Source organism: Novipirellula aureliae, from assembly GCF_007860185.1.
Classification (GTDB): Bacteria; Planctomycetota; Planctomycetia; order Pirellulales; family Pirellulaceae; genus Novipirellula_A; species Novipirellula_A aureliae.
On sequence record NZ_SJPY01000012.1, the window covers coordinates 87,742 to 109,343 of the forward strand.

Here is a 21,602-nt window from a genome sequence, read left to right on the forward strand (position 1 = left end):
GTTCGTTCCACTTACCATGACTCTGAGTTTAACGCTGCAACCATGTTGAATCCCTCGCTGTCCTTCAAGCGTCCTGAAGCAGACCTAAGCATATTGGAGCTATTGTCCCAGGACTTTCCCAACGTCGACGCTGCAATAGCGGAGCTCGCGCGACTGGCTGCGGTACAAACCTTACCACGAAGTGCTGTCCACGTGATCAGTGACATTCACGGAGAGGACAAGAAGCTACAGCATGTGATTAACAACGCCTCGGGCACTTTACGGCCACTGGTCGAAGAGATGTTTGCGGACAGAATGACCGACGATGAGATGTCCGAATTCTTGACGTTGACATTCTATCCTGCCGAAGTGACCCGACGTTTGCAACAAACACTGAGGCAACCTGAGGAGGTCAGAGCGTACGCATACCGAATGCTACAACCGCAGCTAGAACTGCTTCGCGACCTGGTCTCAAACTTTAGCTTGCAGTTAGCAACCAAGTTGTTTCCCGTCGAGTACAGCGAGCTGTTATTGGAAATGCTGCATGCACCGTCGATCGAGCGGGGCCCCGAGTTTATTGACGCGATGTTGGACGAACTCGTGCATCGCGGTCGTGCTTTGCACCTCATCCATTTGTTGGGACGTACCATTCGAAATCTGGCCGTCGACGAATTGATTATCGGCGGAGATTGTTGGGACCGTGGGCCGAGAGGTGATCTCGTCGTCGACTATCTTCGTCTGCAACCCAACGTTGCCTTTATTTGGGGCAACCATGATATGCTCTGGCTAGGGGCTTCCCTTGGAAATGAGGCCTTGATCTGCACCGTGCTACGAGTGTCGCTGCGTTATCGACGCTTGGGTCAATTGGATGAAGGCTATAGTGTTCCGCTCACGCCGCTCGAACATCTCGCACGTACCGTTTACGCGGACGATCCGGCGGAATTCTTTATGCCAAAGCGGAGTGGCATGAGACCCGTCGAAGTCGTTGCACGAATGCAAAAAGCCGCTGCGGTGATGCAGTTCAAGTTGGAGGGACAATTGATCGAGCGAAACCCGCAATGGGACCTTGATCATCGCCGTCTGCTTCACCGAATCAACCATCAACACGGAACGATCGAAATCGATGGACAAATTTTTGATCTTCGCGACAAACGATTTCCGACGGTTGATCCAGAGAATCCGTATGAACTGACAGAGGAGGAATCCGCATGTCTCGCTCGTTTGAAACACTCGTTTTTGAGTAGTCAAAAGCTACAAGAGCAAATGCGTTTTATGGTCGGCCACGGATCCATGTACCTGCGGCGTGACGAATGTTTGATTTTCCACGGCTGTGTGCCAGTCGATGCCAACGGCAACTTTTTGCCGCTAACCGTTGATGGAAAACCAATTGCGGGTCGCGAATTATTTGAAGGAATTGAAACGGTGGTTCGCCGAGCGGTCGAGCGATCGGAAGAAGATGATCTCGATTTCCTCTGGTACCTCTGGAGTGGGCCTCGTTCACCGCTTTTTGGCAAAGACCGAATTGCGACTTTCGAGCGTGATTTCATCGAAGACAAGACACCCCATCGCGAAACAAAAGACCCATACTTTTCACTCATTCATACCGTCGAGTTTTGCGATCGCGTGCTGGAGGAGTTCGCGGTGGAATCCAGCGATGGCTTAATCGTGAATGGCCACGTGCCTGTGAAAGTGGAGGCAGGTGAATCGCCGCTAAAACGTAGCGGTAAAGCGATTACGATTGACGGTGCCTTTTCGGAAGCGTACGGTGATTATGGATACACGCTCGTCCTCGAACCCAGTCGAATCGTCTTAGCCGAACATCATCATTTTGAGTCGGTTGATGCAGCGATTCGAGATGGAATCGACATCGTCCCGAAAGTGCAGGAGATTCGCATCTTCAACCAACTTCGGCGAACGCGTGATACCGAGCGAGGCCAGCGGATCCGATACCAGATTGAAATGCTTGAGCGATTAATTGATGCTTATCTAACCAATCGGCTTCATGAACGCTCGGCAAATGTATCCAAGCCGTACCATCGATAAACACCACTGCGACCTCGATGCTACCATCGCCCGCCCATTCCTGGAGCCCATTCCTGGAGCCCATTCCTGGAGCCCATTCCTGGAGCCCTTGTCGGGGCCTAGACAAGACGGCTAAAACCACTCTATCACATTCCGAGGAGACACTCAATGAATCGAACCCGTTTGACGTCGGACCAAGTGCGTGCGGTTGATCGCCGAGCTATCGAGGATTATGGGATGAGCGGCCTCGTCTTGATGGAAAATGCGGGCCGCGGTGCTGCCGAAGTGATTCACCGAATCACTTCGGCGGATAAGCCGATTGCGATTCTTTGCGGGAAGGGCAACAATGCGGGCGACGGTTATGTCATCGCCAGACATCTGGAGTTGCTTGGCCACCTCGTTCGCGTCGTCTCGATTGTCGACATCGAATCGCTATCCGCTGACGCTGCTGTGAATGCCAACATCGCAATCAAGTCTCACTTACCGATCCGTGTCGCACGCGACCTTGAGACACTTACTCGGCAGATCGCTGACGCAGCAGTACTCGTGGATTGTGTCCTGGGGACGGGCGCCAAGGGAGCGCCGCGAGGTTTTTTCGGCGAAGCGATTCGAGCGGCCAACGATGTTGATGCCATTCGTGTTGCGATCGACGTGCCGAGCGGCCTAGATGCCGACACTGGCGAGCCGTCCGATCCCACCTTTCGCGCCAACCTTACCTTAACCTTCGTCGCCGAAAAGATTGGTTTTGGAAACGAAACCGCGAAACCCTTTATCGGCAATGTCGAAGTGATCCCCATCGGTGTACCTCAAAAATTGCTCTTGGAAGTTCTTCCGTAGTGCAATGTCAGAAATGAACATGGACGCTGTGGGATGCATTGTTTCGGAAACGGCTTAGGGCGTCAAAAACAGTAAATTCCGCAATCGACCATCGATCAAGACAACTGGTAGGGCGGCTCGATCCTGCAGCGATGGAATGATACGGCGATTGCGGAGACTGCGTTTTGATCGCCGCGAAAGAGCCTCCCTGTCGACATCGAGCAAGCTCATAAGATTTGGATCTAGCACGACTTAACGACTCGTTCTCTTAGAAACGGCGCGGCCCACTGGGGACGCGGTTGTGCGAGCAATGTCGATTCAATCGATGCGACCGGATTAACCAGAGAATAGCGGTCAGGTTTCCGCACGCTCGCATTTTATCCAATTGAATCTGTTTACGTTCGCTTAGTGGTAAACAACACTTCAGCGTAGTCTCTATCCGTAGTAGAGATACCCACACAATGCACCATTGAACGTACTGTTAGTTGTCTTGATCCAAGAGTTCATCGCATCGTTTCGCTTAGCCGTCGCATTGGTTTGCGTTGGCGTTAGCTTAATATTGGGTGGGCAATGGCTTGGTTTTGTGCCCAATGCGGAATTGGTCGAAGCAAAAGGGCGGCAGGCACTTTGTGAATCGATCGCCATCAATGCTTCGGGACATTTGCGTCACAAGCAATGGGTCGACCTGAAAACAATGATGCGCACTCAAGTCGAGCGGAATGACCAATTGTTGTCGATCGGATTGCGTAGCGACATGGGCACGCTGCGTTTAGACACCGGGCACCATGCTGAAATGTGGCCAAAGAGTGACGATGAAGCAACGCGGGTATTGGCGATCCGCGTTCCAATAACGCTCAACCGACGTCCTTGGGGGGATGTCGAGTTTTGCTTCCGCCAATCGGCAACCTCCGCCTTCTCACCACTTTCAGAGAACTCGGTCTATCGGTTGGTTGCATTTTTTGCACTGGCCGGACTTGGATCCTATACGCTGTTTGTTGCTCGTATTATGGGCGTTTTCAGTCGGACGCAGGTTGTTCCTGATCGTGTCCGCCAAGCGCTCGACACACTAGCCGAAGGTTTGTTGGTTCTCGATGAAGAGGGAAGAATCATTTTGGCAAACCGCGCCTTTGCAACCACGGTTGGAATGGACAATGAAGAGTTAACCTTCAAAACCGCAGCCGATTTGGCATGGTCTTTCCCATCGACGGATAGGACCGACCCTGTTTATCCCTGGGTCGGTGCAATTGCCGGAGGTGAATTGCAAAGCGATTGTATTTTGCATTATCGATTGCCGGATGGACGCAACCGCATCTTTTCAGTCAACGCTGCACCGCTTGGTGGCGATGAGAAATCACGTGGTGCCTTGGCAACCTTTCGTGATGTAACCCACGTTGAAGAACACCGTGAAGAATTGGAGAAGATGCTCGGGCTACTCCGAAATAGTCGGGATGAAATTGAAAAGAAGAATGGGGAACTCGAAATCTTGGCAACCCAAGACGCGTTAACCGGTTGCCTCAATCGTCGAGCGTTCTTCGAGCGTTTTGAAACGTTGTGGGCGGATGCAAAAGCGAACAAGACGACCCTTTCTTGCATCATGATCGACAACGACCATTTTAAAAATGTCAATGATACTTACGGTCACCATATCGGGGATGAAGTCTTGCGCCGCGTCTCGGCGCTAATCCGCAAACGACATCAACATCATGGGTTGGTTTGCCGCTATGGTGGCGAAGAGTTCTGTGTTGTGCTACCGAATCTAAGTTTGCGGGAAGCGATTAACGAAGCAGAGCAAACGCGTGAAGCTATAAGCCAAATCGTATTTGATGATCCTGCGGAGCTGACATTAACGGCCAGCTTGGGGGTATCCGAATTACGCTTCAATCCATCCGATACGCAGGAACTAATCAACCAAGCGGATTGCTGCCTGTACGTGGCCAAACGCGAAGGGCGTAACCGGGTCATCTGTTACAACAATACGATGCAACAGGAATCTGAAGAAGCCGCCAAACCGTTAGAGCGAGTGAAAGCGAAACAGCTAAACGTTTCTTATCAAGCGGTCACCGGGCTGATGTCGGCGTTGTCTTACCGTGACGCTAAAACCGCCGAACATGGTCGCCGTGTCGCCGACCTTTGTTCCCGTGTGGCTGATCAGATTCTCGATCCTGCACATACGTATTTGATTGAAGTTGCAGCTCTACTACATGAAATCGGTAAAATCGGCGTGCCTGACTCTCTTCTACTAAAATCAGATAAATGGTCTGCGAGCGATTTGCAAATCCTTGACCGGCACAATCACAACGGACTTGAGATTATCGCCGGTGCATTCAATTGCAAAGAATTGACGGCCTTGATCAGAGCCTATTATCAATATCAACGCAGGGGAATGGAGGCAGACGCCGAATTGGCGAAGGATCCTCATCTTGACGAACGGATACGTTGGTCCGCAAAACTTTTGGTCATTGCCGACAACTACGACTCGATGGTTTCAGGTACGGGCAGTCTTCGAGACAAATCACACGCCGAAGCAATGGCATATCTCCGCCGTGATACAGGGAACAAGTACGATGCCGCCGTCGTCGCCCATTTCATCGATGCAATGGAAAATCGCGTGCCGACGCTCGCGGCGGGGGCGTTTTCGATCGGAAAACAAGCGGCGATTCAAATCGGCATGGATGTTGAACGATTAACCATGGCGATCACGAAACAGGACCTCGGCGAATTGAAACTTTACGTCGATTCGCTAGCCACCACGGCGGATCAGATTGGCGTTGATTCAATCGCGTTCGCCGCTCGGCAAATTGACATGAACACAGAAGAGGACGAAAGGTTGCTAATCGATATCCACACACTACTCGACATTGCTCGCAATGCTCAAACCGAGTTTTTGCGAGAATCTCTAGAACTAAAAAGTCAACTAACGGCCGAGACTTAGTCGAACCGTCGATTCGTCGTTAGCCTTCTTTCCCGCCTAAAGAGTCTCCGCTCGAAACATATCTTTGTGGTACGCGAGTGAACCGACCAACAAATTGGCTCGTGGCGTCGTCGCAAATCAAAGACGGATGGGTCGGCTAACACGCGTCTTTTCTAAAGTCAGTGAATTCTCAGGGACGCGTCTAAAAACCTCCTGAGTTTCGCAACAAAATCCTCGATCGTTTTTTACGAAGGTCTACGTACCGACTCAAAACCTTGACGACTTTCGCTACTAAAATTTCATAGCCTATCCGGCCTAAGAACGCATCCACTACGACCGATACAATCGGGAGCATCGGCTTTTTTTCGTAAACCAGTACTAGGTTAACGCCCCCCGCTCGATTATTGTAAAAGACCCCCTAAACACCCTAGATTGTTTTTGCATTTTGCCGAGGACTGCAGCGATGGCCTTTCCTAGTCGCCGAAAATTCCGATCCATTCGCCAATCCTTCTTTGGCTCTGCAAAAATCGAGGAGCAGAAATCGTCAAAACGTCGAAGTTTTCGTGCGCGATTGGAACAGCTCGAAGATCGCCGACTGTTGGCTGTGGGTGCACTTCCCTTGCCCGCCGCGCCACAGGTTACCGATACGACTAACATCGCGATCGTCGCAGGACTGCTTCAAGTCAGCGACACCGGTGATGCCAGCGATGATGACTTTTTGATCAGCTACGCAGGGGGTGTGTACACGATCACCGACAACAATGGTGCGGAGATCAAGACCAGCATCGCTGGAGCAACAGGTGATGGAACCGATAGAGTGACCATCCCAGACACGGGTATCACCGGTATTGAATTCAACACGCTCGGTGGAAATGACACGCTACGAATTGATCAGACCGGCGGCAATTTGGCTGTCCCGCTAGCGTTTCTTGGTGGCGATGATGATGATGAGTTGATACTGGTTGGCGGGACGGCGACCGATGTGACATTTTCCTATGATACCGAGAATGATGGCAACATCGAAATCGACGGGCAATTCATCAGTTATACCGGTTTAGAACCGATCACGTCGACGATCGACGCCGTCAATATTGTCTTGAACTATGGTGCCGCAGAGGAAACAATTACGGTTTCAGCCGCGGGAGTAGGGCAAACGAACGTTGATTCCGATGTCGGTGGTGAAACGACAACCTTCAACAATCCGAGCGGATCACTAACAATCAATCCCCAAGCCGAAGACGAAGAGGGTGGGGATCGAATCATTCTCGGCGCTGTCGGAAGCGATTTCGATGCTGACTTGAGTATCCATGCCGGCCCCGACGATGCGATCACGATTGAGTCTCCCGTAGCAGACGTTGGTAGCGGCAATGTCGTTCTCACCGCTGGCAACATCCAGTTTACGGAGGGAACAATCCGGACGAGCGGTACGGTGATGATTTCGTCACCAAACATCGAACTTACTGGTACGCAATTCGATGACGTTTTAGCCATTACGGCGACTTCGGAGGACTCAGGTTCCTTTCAACTCGAAAGCAATGGGTTAGCAGGACCAAGCGTTGAATTTATTGCTGCAAGTCGTCTTTCGTTCTCAGGGCTCGATGGTGATGACATCCTGCGGATTTCCAATCCCACCGAAGGGCTGTTTCGTCCCGATGGCGGGATCACGTTTAACGGTGGCGATCAAACCAATGCGGACACGCTTGAAGTGTATGGTGGAATTGCAGACCATGTCGAGCATGTTTTCGCGAATGACAGCGACGGCACGATAGCGTATGACGGTGGAACCGAGCCAACCATCCTTTACGATGGTTTGGAACCCGTCATCGATACCATCACCGCGTCCACTCGGACGTTCACCTTCACCGGCGGTGCCGAAACGATCACGCTCGGCGATGGGGCTGCCAAAGCAGACGGATTGAACCAAATTGACTCGACCCTTGGCGAAAGTGTCCTGTTTCAAAGCCCCACGTTAACGCTACAAGTCAATGCGGGAACGGGCGATGATACGATCGATGTTACCGCTCTCGATTCTCTCTATACCGCATCCACCATTCTGTCCGGTGGTTCCGAAATCGATACGCTGACAATCACCGGCGCGACTTTCAAAACAAACGATCAAGGGCGCGGCCTCGAATTGCGAGAAATGGAAACCGCAACGATCACGACGACAACGATCAACGATAACACGGTGGATGGCCCCGGTGCGGGGCTGCTCGTCGATGCCGGGGATGTAACGATTACGGACTCAAGCATCACCGGAAATGTGACCACCGGCGGGTTTGATGGCGGCGGGATTCATCAGGCTGCAGGCACGTTGTCGCTTGATGGAACAACCATTGCCGAAAATACCGCAGCCGGAGATGGTGGTGGTATCTTTGCGACCGTAGAGACATTGACCGTTGATACATCAACGATTCAAAGCAATGGGGCTGATGGTTTTTCAGGTAGTGGTGGCGGAATCTACCTGGGCTCGGGAACCCTGTCGATAGCCGATACATCGATCAGCGAAAATAGAGCCAACCGTGCCGGTGGTGGTATCGAAGTGGTATCGGCAACAACGACGACATTGAGCAATGTTGATTTCCTTCGCAATAACGCCGGTGTTCTGCCAGCGGTTGGAAATCCTGGCAACGGGGGTGCTTTGCATGTCACCGGCAACGGCAATGTGACTATCGTGGATGGTTCAGCAGAAGAGAACACAGCCGCTAGTGAAGGAGGCGCGTTCTGGAATGGCAGCGGGACGATGTCGATCGATGGAACAACAATCAGCTCGAATACCGCCAGCGGAAATGCGGGGGACGAGGGCGGCGGCGGTGTGTTCAATCATGCTGGAACACTGACGATTGAAAACGCGACATTTTCTGGAAATCAAGCCGATGGAATCGCGGGTAGTGGCGGATCCATCTTTTCTTTAGCGGGTACAGTCACGATCGATGATTCGAGCATTGGTACGAGCTCGGCTAATCGTGCGGGCGGTGGGATCGAAGTCGTTGTAGGCGACGTCACACTGACTAACGTTGATCTTTTCAGCAACGATGTCGCTGGACTCGGGACGACAGCAATCGCCCCCAATCCTGGAAACGGTGGCGGATTGCACATTTCCTCTAATGCCACCGTGACCCTCGTCGGCGGACTTGTGCGAAACAACACGGCACGGGACGAAGGCGGTGGATTGTGGAACAGTGCTACCGGTACGATGACGCTAACGGGTACTACCGTTACGTTGAACACGGCTACCGGATCCAACGCGGCTAACGCGGCTCAGGGCGGTGGCGGGCTGTTCAACGATGGCGGTCTCCTAACCATTCAAGCGGGCTCGATCATAACGGAGAATTCCGCACTCGATCCCGACGGTCCGACGACCAATGATGACGGCGGTGGTGGAGTCTTCAATAACGGCGGAATGCTGACAATCACCGGCGGAACGACTCGTATCACGGGTAACTTGGCGACCGATGGCGCCGGTAACGGTGGGGGCTTGTTGACGATTGGCGGTGTTGTCGTCATCACCGACGCGACCGTTTCTGCGAATTCGGCGGCACGAGCTGGTGGCGGTATCGAAAACAATGCGGCGAATTTGACATTGACCAACGTGATTGTCGGTGGTGGCAATCTGGTAGATGGAAACTTAGCTGGCGTCAATGGTGGCGGACTTCACGCCAGTGGTTTGGCCGTAACGCAAGTCGATGGCGGAACGTTCACAAACAATCAAGCGGGTGAAGAAGGCGGTGGATTGTGGAATGGTGCCGGCACGATGATGGTCTCCGGAACCATGATCGATGGCAACACCGCGTCTGGGACGGCGGCGGCTCAAGCGGGTGGAGGTGCCTTCAATAGCATCGGAACACTCACGCTAGATGGCGTCACGCTAACCAACAACATTGCCAATTCAGACGCTGCGTCGGGCGGCGGCGCCTTCAATGACCAAGGAACCATGCATGTATTGAACTCCACCATTCACGGCAACGATTTGTGTGCCCTCGCCTATCTGCGTCCGAGTGGCTCGATCGTCGACAACGATTTTGGCGTGAACGTGGGCGGCAATCTCTGTCCGCTGCTCGGAACCGACAACGATGACATCATCCGAGTAACAAACAAGACGATAACGATCAACGCCGATTCGTTGTTCTACGATGACGACACGCTCGGCAGGATCGCGATCGAAGCGGGACTTGGCAACGATCAATTCGAAATTCGCTCGACGGATGCCGACAATCCGATCACGGCCGACGCGGGAGCGGGTGACGATATCGTTCATATCTCGTCGGATGCACCGGCCGACGCTGGAACTCTCGATGGCATTTTGGGCGATATTGATGTGATCGGTGGAAGTCATGAGTCGACCGATGAAGTCACTGAGACCGTCACGAGCCGCCGATCTCCGAGTGAAAATGCGTCGGTATCAACGACCACGGCGATCGGTGATGTCATGCTTATCAGCGACGATTCCGATGCTGGAAACAACGCCTATACCTTGACTTCCAACACGTTCCAGCGAACGGGTCCAGCGGCAACGGGAGTGATTTCCTATCTGACGACCGAAACAATCGACATTGAAACAGGCAATGGGAACGACGTTCTTTCCATTGCATCGACGGCCGCAGAAAGTCAAGCAACGATTAGAACGAGCGAAGGAGATGATGACGTACATGTCGTTCGCACGGGAACGGATAGCATTCTTCGGCTCGTGACGGAAAACGGCGCAGATCACCTAACGGTTGAAACGACCGGCCTTCGTAGTGTGATCGACATCGACTTGGGCAATCAAAACGATGCGTTGACCCTACTCGATCGCGGCACCGGGTCGGGCATCAACGCTTCGACAGGAGCGGGATCGGATACGATCGTTGTCGGTGGTGCCGTTGCCTCCGCGCCAATCGTGACCCACTCCACGGCTGTCATCGCGATTCAAAGTGCGGCTGGCGAAGACATGTTTGACGTCAACGAAGTCTTCTTTGAAACGGTCGTCGAACTAAGTGGTGGTGATGACAATGACACGTTCAACTTGAACGCCAAAGGTACCGATGCGGCCGGCTTTTTAGGCCGAATCAATGACGACCCGATCGGTAGTGGCGGACAGGACGCGCAAGCGAAGACACGCGAGTTGTTGATTGACGGAGGTGAAAACGGTAACGCGACGCAAACGTATATTGAAGGAGTCATTGTCACTCCCGACGACATCGCTTCGGAAACGCAAGTGCCCAATCAAGATGTTGGGGATACAATCAACGTCAATGCTCAAAGTGCGGCAGCGTCGCTTGATTTGCGTTATGCGATTACGGGTGCGTCGCAAGGCGTCTTGGCAACGACGGTGCCAAATGCCGTTCAAGCGAATCGTGAAACGATCGGAAACGAGGTTGTCGATTCCTTGTTCGTCGAAAACATCAATATCCATTCCGGATCGGCTGATGATATTCTCACTGTCACAAGTAGTATCCCGTACGGAATTGAACAAAGTCATCAAGCCATCCGTTTTGATGGGGACAATGGTGACAGCGATCGATTGGAAGTATTGGGTACCGACCAAGCGGATCGCGTCACCGTCGGTTTTATCAATGGGGATGCAACGAACGAACCTATCGAAATACACGGCGTGGAATACCTTCGTGTCGACGGCTTGGACGATAACGACCAGATCTCGAATCAAACCGATGCCATTAGCGTCCTCAACGGTGGCGAAGGAATGGACACAATGCTAGGGGGTAGCGCGGCGGATGCGCTCACCGGTGGTCCAGGCGTCGACAATTTGTTCGGGCGCAACGGCAATGACGTCCTGTTCTCGGAACGCGATTATGGATCAGATCAGAATTATATTACCAATGGTGAATTGCTTGATGGTGGCGGGCAAGACAATCTCAATCCAGGCGATGTATGCGTTCAAATCGGGCTCGACCTGGTTCGAAATTGCGAAGTACTGGCTGATGGAGGAGCGGAAAAGGATGTACTGACTTGGCTGCGTGCAAGACTCATTCCCGGCGACTCGATCTCGTTTGCGGGGGATAGCGACCAACTTGAGCCCTTCGGCCCCATCCAATTTCCTGCGTCTGAGCTAGAGGCAACCACGGAACCGAGTTCGCTGTCCGACGCAGCGCCTTCAATCTCAAATGCAAACCCAATCCTGGCTCAAGGCGAGCGCATTTATGATGTGAATCGTGACGGGCTTGTTACGCCGCTCGACGCCGTTATCGTCATCAATCGGATGAACGACCTGGAAACCAAGGGAGCGAATGCGGAAACAGAACTCTCGATAAGTGAGCGACTGCGAGAAGATGTGGATGGCGATGGCAAGGTATCGGCTCTTGATGCCTTGTTGGTCATCAACATGTTAAACGAAGCTGCGGAACCAATGAGGTCGGCGGTAGAGAGTGAATCGACATCCGTTGCGAATGCGTCGAACCACTGGGCAGCTTCCGTCGATCAAGCGTTCGAGAGTGCCAACGATTGGAGCGACGATGACGATGCCAATGATCCCTTAGGTGTCGGGTTGTTATTCTAGCCCCTAACGTCGATTGCCGCTCCGAGGTCCGATTCGGAAAGCCTCTTCCGCAGGGCAGCGATAGTTGGACTTGACCATCGGCGGCCGCTGCCCCAACCGGAGAAATAGAGGATTGCAAATTACAAATGGAACAGAGCAAAATCAATAATGTCTATCGAAAGCCGCACTTATCCTATATGTTCGTCATCATTCCGAGCGATAGTCAGCCGTCGAATTTCCGGTAAGATACATCGTCGTTGAGCGAACGGCGTCCTGCGAACGACCGCTCGCCTCCTTTAGGCCCCCACAATCGAGGCAGAGTCATGGCAAGAAATAAGAAACCTCGGCTGCGTCGTCGAGGATCGTCACAACGGGCACGGACTCCCCGACGTGATGTCTACGTTGAGTCGGATTTACAATTTCCGGCCGCTGATGCAGGAACCGAGGGTGAACTAACAGAAGACGAGGCGTACGAGGTCGCGTTGACGATGCATCCTGATCTCTTTGAAATGCAACAACAATCCGTTTTGCCGGAGGAATTCACAGATTCGGGTGGAAATGTCTGGAGCCCGGAAATGCACTTGCAAATGCATGCGTTGATTGAACGTCAATTGTCAATGAATGAGCCAGCAGGAATTCGAGATCGAGCCGCTGAATTGGAACAGCGTGATGAGTTGCATCCTCACGAGATTCGTCACGTGTTCGCCGCCGCAATGGCCACGATGATCTGGGAGATGACTCAGGAGGAAATCGCATTCGACGATCAACGCTATTTTGAGCTTATCAAAGAACATTACGAAGAATTCTTGGCGACGTTGTTGTAGCAAATTCGGTCCGCGGCGGTGGTCGATCGTGCCTTCGACGCAACATCTACGACACGCGGCCACGCCAAGCCGTTCTTCTTCCAATCAACTGCTGAGCCAAGGCAATCCACTGGATCGCAATAAAGATAACGATCGACAAGCTATGCAAAACGACACCGATCCACGGTTGCTTCAGTGATCGTGCTGCCATCACCCTTGGCAGTAAAGAAACAAAGACAGCCGCGGTTGCGACGACGATCCCTAGCGTCGACTTTGCAATGATTGCCAACACGAGCGCAACGATTGGTACGACATTCGCGCCGATGAACAGCATACTAAATGGAACGATCAAAACGGGACTGGCGATTCCCTCGGTAGCGTTTTTCAGCAGTCCCCGAATGACCTCTCCGCCGCTTCGGTACATTCGGCATCGAGCCAAATCGCTTCCATCAATGACATCCGTCGCCAAATTGGCTTTGCGGTAAATCCGCGGCAGTTTTAAGCCATCGTGGCGCGACGAGCGAATCGCCTCGTGAGTTCCGGCACTCTTGTAATCCCCCTTCTTCGTTAAAAACAGTTGGCCGCAACCAGCCGCGTACGCTGGCGATTTGCTCATCCGCATCCGCGCAAAAGGAAGAAATCCTAACAGTACATAGTGCATCAGTGGGATCAAGAGTTTTTCGAGGATCGTTCCTGTCTCTTGATGTGGGAACGAACTTAACAGAGCGACGTTCGTGCGCTGCATTCGCTGAACGAGATTTGATACCGCTGTATCAGACAGGCGAACGTCCGCATCTAAGAATAGCAACCAGTGGAAGCCAGCTTCGGCAGCCAACTGATAACAGGCATATTGTTTCCCATTCCAATTTTCTGGAAGTGGCTTCCCGTTCACGCAGCGGACTCGCGAATCCGACGCCGCGATCTCTGCAACGCGATCCGCTGTTGCATCAGCGCTATGATCATCGAGAACAACAACTTCAATTTCGACGTTTCGACTCTTTAGTACCGATTCGACGCACTCAGTAATCGACTCTTCTTCGTTTCGAGCCGGTATCAGAACCGACACTTTTACATTGCCTGCATGATTTGCCTTGCACGGTTGGAACAAAAACAAGGGCAGATTGCGAAGAAACGTCGCGGCAGGAATCGCAGACAAGAGCAAGCCCATGATCGCCAAGAGGGTGCTCATTGACATTATTCGAACTGTTTTCCATGTGACGCCTTCAAGCGTTTTCCCGCCAGCAGGGCGCGGATCCGGCGCATCGTATCGTACATTGGACCGCTGCCCTTTTTACCCGATAGCAGATTTCGAAAGGGCTTTGAGTCACGCGAGATGACTAAAGCTGCCAAATCGGCTTGCGTTTTTCGTAGTTCACCCGTCAATCGAATCTGCCATTCGCTCTTTGTCATCTGACCCGACTTAGCAACGTCGATGAATGCACCCATTTTGCAGAGCACTTCGGGCAAACGTTCTTCCCAGAACGCATACTCGAGAGACATTGGGACGACGAAACCATGGTCGAGACCACTGCAAAGATGGGCAAGGCCGGGCATGAAGGGAGCACTCCGGTCACGAACATCCGAAAAACGCCCCTCTGGCGTAATCCAAAGCACGGTATTGGAAGCAGAAATAATCGCTCGACTCTGTTCTAAAAAGACGCTCGCTCCTCTAAGCGAGTTTAAGGAAACGCCATAAAAGCCAAGCTTCTTGAAGACTTGATACTGTTCGAGTGCGTCGGCATCGATCGGAGCGTAAAATTGTCGCTTTGGGAATCGGGTTTCATTAAAAAAATGAACTAAAAGCGGGTCCCACCACGAGGGATGATTGCAATAGAAAATCAAAGGCTGATCTTCGGGGAAAACAAAATTCCACACATCATTATCGACAACGGCAATGCTATGGAAGTGCCGACGAAGGTAGCCGCGGATGAAGGAGCGGAAACCGCTTTGTAGCCAAAGGGAAACCGGCGGAGGTTCTTGGCGGATGGCAGAGTGTTGCATGTTTGACGCCTTAGAACGTTGTCGAATCTTGGTCTAAGGAATCGGCCGCAATCCATCCACTCATCAAGACCATCGGCATTCCGGGGCCTGGGTGGGCCGCCCCCCCGGCCAAGTAAAGCCCTGCGAAATCGGTCCGCCGATTCGCTGGTTTGAATGCTCCCACAAATCGCCCATGACTGGCCAAACCGTAGATCGCGCCGTCCAGTACGCGATAGCGATGGTGAATGTCTTCAGGCGTCAACGCCGATTCGTAGACAATCGCATCGCGAATGTTTTCCAATCCACCCGTTCGCTCTAATTTGTTGAGAATCACCTCTCGGTAGCCAGGAAGCATTTGTTTCCAATCGTGATTGCTCCGCAGATAAGGGGTGTGGACCAGCACGTAAAGGGCTTCGCCATCGGCTGGTGCTACCTCTGGTTCGCTAATCGCCGGAGCGCATACGTAGGCACTTGGATCGGGAGCTGGTTCGCCTTTGTTGTAAATGAAGTCAAACTCTACTTCGGGATCTCGAGAAAAGACAAAGTTATGGTGCAACAAATGTTTGTAGCGGCGATTGAGTCCTAGGTACAATACGACTCCGCTGCAAGCGGCTTCGTAATGATTCTTGCGTTCGAATTTTTCGGATTGAGGCGTTCCGTCAAGTAGTTCGCGATAAGTCCGAACAGCATCACAATTACTGACGACCGCCGTAGCACGAATGCTTTCGTTATTGGCCGTGACGACGCCTGTCACACGTCCATTCTCAGAAGTGATCCGCATCACGTCGGTGCCACACCGCATCGTGACACCAAGATCGAGTGCCAGTTTCGTCAGTGCTTCCGGGACCGCTCGCGTACCACCAACGGGATACCAAATACCTTCCTCCGTTTGCATATGAGCGATTCCACAAAGAACAGCAGGCGATGCATACGGGGACGATCCGACGTATTGGGTGAAGTGGTCCACCATCTGGGCAACCCGTTTGTCGGGAACGTGGGAACGAACGACCGATGCAACACTCTTGCCCATCTTCAGCGACATCACATCCTTCAAAACAGCTGCTGAAAACGCCCCCCCTACATCGATGGTATCGCGGATACCGCCGATTGATTTCCAGAAGTAGAATCGATCGGAAACACCGTGGAGTTGTTCGCTCATCTTTAGAAAGCGACGATAGCCATCGGCGTCTTTCTGCGAAGACGTGAATTTGAAGATGTTTTGCGCCATCGAATCAACGTCGGCAACCAAATCGAGCACATTGGCCTGCTCGTCAAACCTGCTGTCACCCGAACGGTCACTATCGCTCTCGAAAAAACATCGCCACTGGGGGTCCAAGCGGATCAGCTCGAGGTAATCGTCCAGATCGCGGTCAGCTTCCGAAAAAACTCGCCTCAACACGCTCGGCAGCGTCAAAATGGTTGGCCCCATGTCAAAGCGATAACCGTCTGCATTGAGCACGGCTGCTTTGCCCCCAAACCAATCATTCTTTTCGAGAACCGTTACCGCGTGTCCGCGCGCTGCTAAAACACAAGCGGAAGCCAATCCTGCCAAACCGCTGCCGATTACAATCACCTGCTGGGTCCGACTCGATCGCTTCTTTTCACCCTCGACTCCATACTCAGGGATATATTTTTCGTCCATCATCATGGGATTCTTGTATTTGCAAAAAAAGAGAGACTCACCACAATGACCTTAGCAAGCAGCACCCCCGTAGCCAAGTCTCGCCCAGACTCGGACTTTCCAGCACCCCCGTAGCCGAGTCTCGCCGAGACTCGAACTTTCCAGCACCCCCGTAGCCGAGTCTCTCCGAGACTCGGACGATCCAGCACCCCCGTAGCCGAGTCTCGCCGAGACTCGAACTTTCCAGCACCCCCGTAGCCGAGTCTCGCCGAGACTCGAACTATCCAGCACCCCCGTAGCCGAGTCTCTCCGAGACTCGAACTTTCCAGCCCCCCCGTAGCCGAGTCTCGCCGAGACTCGAACTTTCCAGCCCCACCGTAGCCGAGTCTCGCCGAGACTCGAACTTTCCAGCCCCACCGTAGCCGAGTCTCGCCCAGACTCGAACTTTCCAGCACCCCCGTAGCCGAGTCTCTCCGAGACTCGAACTTTCCAGCCCCACCGTAGCCGAGTCTCTCCGAGACTCGAACTTTCCAGCACCCCCGTAGCCGAGTCTCTCCGAGACTCGAACTTTCCAGCACCCCCGTAGCCGAGTCTCGCCGAGACTCGAACTTTCCAGCACCCCCGTAGCCGAGTCTCGCCGAGACTCGGACTTTCCAGCACCCCCGTAGCCGAGTCTCTCCGAGACTCGGAATTTCCAGCGTCTCGGCGAGACGCTGCTACTTATTCCAAACCAAACCAGCATCGCCTAGGCGTTTTTCGGTTTCTTGCATCAAGGCGTCCTCTTCCGCTTCGGTATCGGCCACGTAGGTGACACTGAATCGCAAGAACGATCCCGCATCATCCCAAGGCACGGTCACGATGCCAAATTGCTCGATCAGATGTCGAGTCGCGTCTTCTGCTTTTGCAAATGTTTCCCCACCCTCGGTTCCCGAAGGTGACTTTGCGTATAGAAAATAGGTACCACCAGGCACATTGCAATCGAACCCGCACCGTTTGAGCGAAGCGACCAATTTTTCCAACCGTCGCTTGTACTTCGCTTGAATTCGAGTCGGAATCGAATCGTCATCGAGAGCGGCAGCGGCCGCTTTTTGAATAGCCATAAATTGGCCACTATCACTGTTGTCCTTGACATCAGCGAAAGCGGACACAATCCGTTCATGTCCACAAACAAAGCCCATCCGCCAACCAATCATATCATAACCCTTACTCATCGAATGGACTTCGACGCCGACATCGATCGCTCCAGGGGTTTGCAGAAAGCTGAGCGGCGGGCCGTCAAACGACAACATGATGTGAGCCGCATCCTGTACGACGATAAACTGTTTTGCTTTCGCCAGAGCCACGACCTTTTCGTAGAATTCGCGTGTCGCCGTTGCACCGGTGGGCGAGTTAGGGTAATTCAAAACCAACATCTTCGTGCGGCGATAGATGTCGTCCGGCACGGAATCAAGATCGGGTAAGAAGCCATTCTCCGCCAACAGCGGCAACTTAAATACCTCACCGCCATAGTAACGCGTGTGAGTGCCAGCGACGGGGTAGCCGGGCACGGTCATCATCGTCACGTCGCCTGGATTGATGAAGCAGGCAGGCAGCATCGCGTAGGCTGGCTTGCTGCCGATCGAGTGGTTGATTTGAGTGGCGGGGTCGAGCGACACATCGAAATGTCGTTTCATGAACCGCGCCGCCGCCTCCTTATATTCCGCGATGCCGTTATCGGCGTACCCACGGTTTTCCGTTTTGTTGACTTCTTGGTTCATGACCTCGCGAACCCGCGAATCGGCCATCGAATCGTTCTCGCCGATACCAAAATCGAGCAATTTTCGCCCAGGATGGTCGCTAAGCGCTTTGCGTTTCGCCCGTTTGATCTTCTCGAATTTATAGATCTCAGTGTCCTTACCGTAGCTTGCACCCCCGATGCGGTCCGCAAACAAGGCTTGGAAATATGGATCAACGTTGTTTTTTTCAGAAGTTTCAGTCGACATACTAATAGAAAGTTGCAGAACACGAGTGATTGGAATGGAATTCTTGGACTCAAAGTTTAGCGTTTTCTAGCAGATTGCGAACGGCTCTGAAAACAATTTTCTCAGGCAGCCAATCGGCCCCATCGCCATCAGCATTGCTGTTTCGTCCAAAGCAGCGGAACGAGATGAAAGCTCCGCCGTGATGAGGATCTTCAACAAATACCCAGAAGACGATCGGCACCTGATACGCCAACATGCAACGCCGACGAGACGACAGGAAACTCACACGGCCATGTATTCTTCCATCGCATCTTGAATCACCTCGATCGGCGGACATTCTCCAAGCCACTGATTGATACATTTACTCAGTACGCCAGCGTAGCATTGTTGCGAGGTGACAACGTTGCGACCCGACTCCAATAATCGATCGAGCGTATCGTAGCCATCGGTGAAGTCAAACACCAACGAGGACTCGGGGCTGACCAACCAATCGTCCCAATCGAGCAAGTTTGCGTCGGGCTTTTGATTTCCGATCAGAAAAACACTCGAACCTGCAATCGAGTCGGCACAAAACTGCTCGGACTCGTCTCTCAACTGAACGATTTTCACATCCGATCGTTTTTCGCTCATCCATTTTCCGATATGGAGTGTCGTTTCACCAATAAGGCACACTTGAGGAGGTATGCCGGAATCGTGCTCATCGAAATAGGCTTCGATTTGCTCGGCGAGCCAGTCTGACTGGGCGTCGGTGGCAAGGAGCGTTGCCACATTCGTCTCTTGAACAGCCCGGTAGAAACAGTCGATACGCGTTGACTGCGAAACTTGCTGTTCAGCGGTTTGCTTCGCAGAGGTACTCTCCCGTGTTTGCTCGTTAAACCAACGCGCCGCATGTTCGGCCAATTCGGTTCCCAACAAAATGCCATTGATGCCGAGCACATCCAAGCCTGACAATGCGACATGCAAATCATCGGGTTCGACGTCAAACGAAATCACTCGCCAATCGCGTTGAAGCGATTCAAATGCACGTTCGAGCGCGAATTGTGATGGATTCCCGGCAATTGGATGTCCGAGTACCGCAATCAGCGGTTCCGTTACGACCGTTTCCGGCTCGCTCGGTTTGGGGGTTCTTGATTTAATGGTAACATCCATGATCTCAGGGTGCCTGCTTTCAATTTTTCATCGATCGTACACAACATGACTGGTCCAAACTACTGCACACTCGCGTTAAACCGAAAGACGCTTGGGTTGCTTTTTTTGGGGGGTATCGTGCTGAGTGCCGGCTTGGGAATTTGGCAGAGCGGGGCATGGCCCAGACACGTCTTGTATTCAACGCCCCTCTTTTTTATCCATTGTTGTTTTGTCGGCTCCCTCTTTGGATCGTTATCTGCGGTCTGCTGGATTGCCACTGCGATAAATCGTCAATGGATTCGTTACTCAATCCAAGGTGGGGCCGCCCTCTTGTTGTCGGCGGTATTGTCTGCGCTGATTTCGTATGAATCCTGGCCGTTTTCGCTCGCAAATTGTGCTGGCTTCATTCTAAGCCACAATCTGCTATTTGGTTGGATGAATATTCCTTTCTTCAACGAAGCCGATCGGACGGTGTGTCAGACGAAGAGGCAGTTTTCCATTGGTGGCATCCTTATCTTCACCACCACCGCCGCCCTGTTGATGGTATTCGCTCGCTGGTTTGATGAACCCACTCGGGCTGATCAGTATTGGTTTGTCTTGATCGGGCTTTGGTTCTTTATGCCACTGACCGGCGGTGTGGTGGCCAAAGCCGTGCTCAACAAACATTTCCATAGCTCGTTGGGATGGTTCGGTTTAGCGATCCTAATGATCGTCATCGGTCCGATCGGATTGGATTATGCAGAATGTTCATTTTCGCAGATGTTAAATGGCGATGGTAGCCTAGCGATCAAGGACAAAAAGCATTTCGATTACATTCTTTTTTACCTAGCCATTTTTCTAAGCTATGCCACCTCGATCGGCCTTACCGCGTTAGCGGGAGCGATGGGGTGTGCACAGCAAGATCAAGCGCCGACTTGACTCGATCCGCCATCGCTTGGGCAACCAACTTGTCGGCTCCTAGATAGGACGACAAATGGATTGGAATTTCTGGATGCCGATCTCGGAACTCGTTGACCTGCCTTTGGATCGCTTGATAGAGCCGCCCATCAAACAGTAGGTGTGGGTGAACTAAGATCGAATTCGTGCTTCCACCTGGGCGCAAACGCGCGATCAGATCGAGCACATCGGGAAGCTTTGGTTCAGCCATCGCATAAAACGCATTGTGGTGATCGCCTACTGACAATTTAGACGCCACGATCGATCCAAGCACTCGCATATCGGCCTGAGCACATGGATCGTAACTGCCTCGGCCAACGGTAACGAGAGTCACTGCATCGGCCGACCATTGCTGTTTATCCATTGCGTGACGAAGGTGCGCACACGCCAGTTCGATCATTGCCGATTGTCGAGAAATCGGGCGAGCCTGAGTCACTTCGACGTCGGGTGTTCGATCGTGCAACTCCATCACGATCTCAGGAATATCTTGCTTCGCATGGCCCGCAGCAAACAGGAGCAGCGGAGCGACACAGATTCTCTTAATGTCGCGTTCGAGCAACCGATCCCAGGCGTCGGGGATCGTCGGCGATTGAAACTCTAGCAAACAGGGTTCGACGCAAAATCCCGTCAACTCCATCTTGAGCAGCTCGCCCAAATCGAAGAACTGCTTCGTTCCTTGAGCGTCGCGGGTTCCATGACCAACCAACAGAACTCCTTGATACTTGTCATTTGTCATTTGTCATTTTCTATTGCGTTAGACTACCGGCTCGTCGTCGGACCGTGTTTTCGCCTCTAACAATAACAATTTCCGAATAACAATTATCGAATAACAAATTCTCTCCCTGCTATCCTCCACCTAGATTGGGCTACGCTACGGAACGCCTTTGACGTAGAGAGGAATAGCTGGAACAAAAACTGCGTAACTTCATTTTTACGTAAACAGCAAGTCATGAGCAGCCTATGCCCAGCC

The 21,602-nt window shown here is 52.5% G+C and carries 13 protein-coding genes; 6 read left to right on the top strand and 7 right to left on the bottom strand.

Translation table 11 applies throughout. The annotated features are described in order from the left end of the window. Positions 1-42 precede the first annotated feature (42 nt). The 5 genes from Q31b_RS26550 (at position 43) to Q31b_RS26570 (ending at position 13,027) form a co-directional block, all read left to right on the top strand. On the top strand, positions 43-2,022 hold the full coding sequence (locus Q31b_RS26550; RefSeq protein ID WP_146602698.1) for a fructose-bisphosphatase class III: 1,980 nt from the start codon (positions 43-45) through the stop codon (positions 2,020-2,022). A gap of 147 nt (positions 2,023-2,169) precedes the next feature. Then, positions 2,170-2,838 carry an NAD(P)H-hydrate epimerase gene (locus tag Q31b_RS26555; RefSeq protein ID WP_146602699.1) on the top strand — a complete coding sequence of 223 codons (669 nt, stop codon included), beginning with the start codon at positions 2,170-2,172 and terminating at the stop codon, positions 2,836-2,838. Between the two features lie 448 nt (positions 2,839-3,286). Next, positions 3,287-5,749, top strand: a complete 2,463-nt coding sequence (locus Q31b_RS26560; RefSeq protein WP_146602700.1) for a diguanylate cyclase — start codon at positions 3,287-3,289, stop codon at positions 5,747-5,749. Between the two features lie 442 nt (positions 5,750-6,191). Further along, positions 6,192-12,224, top strand: a complete 6,033-nt coding sequence (locus Q31b_RS26565; RefSeq protein ID WP_146602701.1) for a dockerin type I domain-containing protein — start codon at positions 6,192-6,194, stop codon at positions 12,222-12,224. 302 nt (positions 12,225-12,526) lie between these two features. Continuing rightward, positions 12,527-13,027 (top strand): DUF1841 family protein, encoded by a 501-nt coding sequence (locus tag Q31b_RS26570; protein WP_146602702.1) that lies wholly within the window; start codon positions 12,527-12,529, stop codon positions 13,025-13,027. Between the two features lie 46 nt (positions 13,028-13,073). On the opposite strand, the gene Q31b_RS26575 is transcribed toward Q31b_RS26570, so the two are convergent. The 6 genes from Q31b_RS26575 to Q31b_RS26600 all read right to left on the bottom strand — a co-directional run bounded on the left by Q31b_RS26575 (position 13,074) and on the right by Q31b_RS26600 (position 19,717). Further along, entirely contained in the window at positions 13,074-14,195 is a 1,122-nt protein-coding gene (locus tag Q31b_RS26575; protein WP_231617876.1) for a glycosyltransferase family 2 protein, read from the bottom strand. 5 nt (positions 14,196-14,200) lie between these two features. Further along, positions 14,201-15,007: a lysophospholipid acyltransferase family protein gene (locus Q31b_RS26580; protein WP_146602704.1), complete on the bottom strand. Its 807-nt coding sequence runs from the start codon at positions 15,005-15,007 to the stop codon at positions 14,201-14,203. A gap of 10 nt (positions 15,008-15,017) precedes the next feature. Next, positions 15,018-16,628 carry a phytoene desaturase family protein gene (locus tag Q31b_RS26585; RefSeq protein WP_146602724.1) on the bottom strand — a complete coding sequence of 537 codons (1,611 nt, stop codon included), beginning with the start codon at positions 16,626-16,628 and terminating at the stop codon, positions 15,018-15,020. A gap of 259 nt (positions 16,629-16,887) precedes the next feature. Continuing rightward, the gene (locus Q31b_RS26590) at positions 16,888-17,349 is read right to left on the bottom strand and encodes a hypothetical protein (protein WP_146602705.1); all 462 of its coding nucleotides are present in this window, start codon (positions 17,347-17,349) and stop codon (positions 16,888-16,890) included. Beyond that, positions 17,324-18,589, bottom strand: a complete 1,266-nt coding sequence (locus Q31b_RS26595; RefSeq protein ID WP_146602706.1) for an LL-diaminopimelate aminotransferase — start codon at positions 18,587-18,589, stop codon at positions 17,324-17,326. Before Q31b_RS26595 ends, Q31b_RS26590 begins: the two co-directional genes overlap by 26 nt. 261 nt (positions 18,590-18,850) lie before the next feature. Next, positions 18,851-19,717, bottom strand: a complete 867-nt coding sequence (locus Q31b_RS26600) for a hypothetical protein (RefSeq protein WP_146602707.1) — start codon at positions 19,715-19,717, stop codon at positions 18,851-18,853. Positions 19,718-19,762: 45 nt separating this feature from the next. On the opposite strand from Q31b_RS26600, the gene Q31b_RS26605 reads away from it, so the two are divergent. Beyond that, positions 19,763-20,614: a hypothetical protein gene (locus Q31b_RS26605; protein ID WP_146602708.1), complete on the top strand. Its 852-nt coding sequence runs from the start codon at positions 19,763-19,765 to the stop codon at positions 20,612-20,614. Here the strand turns inward: Q31b_RS26605 and Q31b_RS26610 are convergent. Further along, a complete protein-coding gene (locus Q31b_RS26610) occupies positions 20,559-21,368 on the bottom strand; it encodes a sirohydrochlorin chelatase (protein WP_146602709.1) in 810 nt (269 codons plus the stop codon). The two genes, Q31b_RS26605 and Q31b_RS26610, sit on opposite strands and share 56 nt — an antisense overlap. Between the last annotated feature and the right edge of the window lie 234 nt (positions 21,369-21,602).

Excerpts from the sequence above, each read along its gene's own strand:
- Q31b_RS26555 (WP_146602699.1), top strand. The coding sequence starts at position 2,170 with ATGAATCGAACCCGTTTGACGTCGGACCAAGTGCGTGCGGTTGATCGC.
- Q31b_RS26600 (WP_146602707.1), bottom strand. The coding sequence starts at position 19,717 with ATGGATGTTACCATTAAATCAAGAACCCCCAAACCGAGCGAGCCGGAA.
- Q31b_RS26570 (WP_146602702.1), top strand. The coding sequence starts at position 12,527 with ATGGCAAGAAATAAGAAACCTCGGCTGCGTCGTCGAGGATCGTCACAA.
- Q31b_RS26575 (WP_231617876.1), bottom strand. The coding sequence starts at position 14,195 with ATGAGCACCCTCTTGGCGATCATGGGCTTGCTCTTGTCTGCGATTCCT.
- Q31b_RS26605 (WP_146602708.1), top strand. The coding sequence starts at position 19,763 with ATGACTGGTCCAAACTACTGCACACTCGCGTTAAACCGAAAGACGCTT.
- Q31b_RS26595 (WP_146602706.1), bottom strand. The coding sequence starts at position 18,589 with ATGTCGACTGAAACTTCTGAAAAAAACAACGTTGATCCATATTTCCAA.
- Q31b_RS26550 (WP_146602698.1), top strand. The coding sequence starts at position 43 with ATGTTGAATCCCTCGCTGTCCTTCAAGCGTCCTGAAGCAGACCTAAGC.
- Q31b_RS26585 (WP_146602724.1), bottom strand. The coding sequence starts at position 16,628 with ATGGACGAAAAATATATCCCTGAGTATGGAGTCGAGGGTGAAAAGAAG.
- Q31b_RS26580 (WP_146602704.1), bottom strand. The coding sequence starts at position 15,007 with ATGCAACACTCTGCCATCCGCCAAGAACCTCCGCCGGTTTCCCTTTGG.
- Q31b_RS26590 (WP_146602705.1), bottom strand. The coding sequence starts at position 17,349 with ATGCTGGTTTGGTTTGGAATAAGTAGCAGCGTCTCGCCGAGACGCTGG.
- Q31b_RS26610 (WP_146602709.1), bottom strand. The coding sequence starts at position 21,368 with ATGACAAATGACAAGTATCAAGGAGTTCTGTTGGTTGGTCATGGAACC.
- Q31b_RS26565 (WP_146602701.1), top strand. The coding sequence starts at position 6,192 with ATGGCCTTTCCTAGTCGCCGAAAATTCCGATCCATTCGCCAATCCTTC.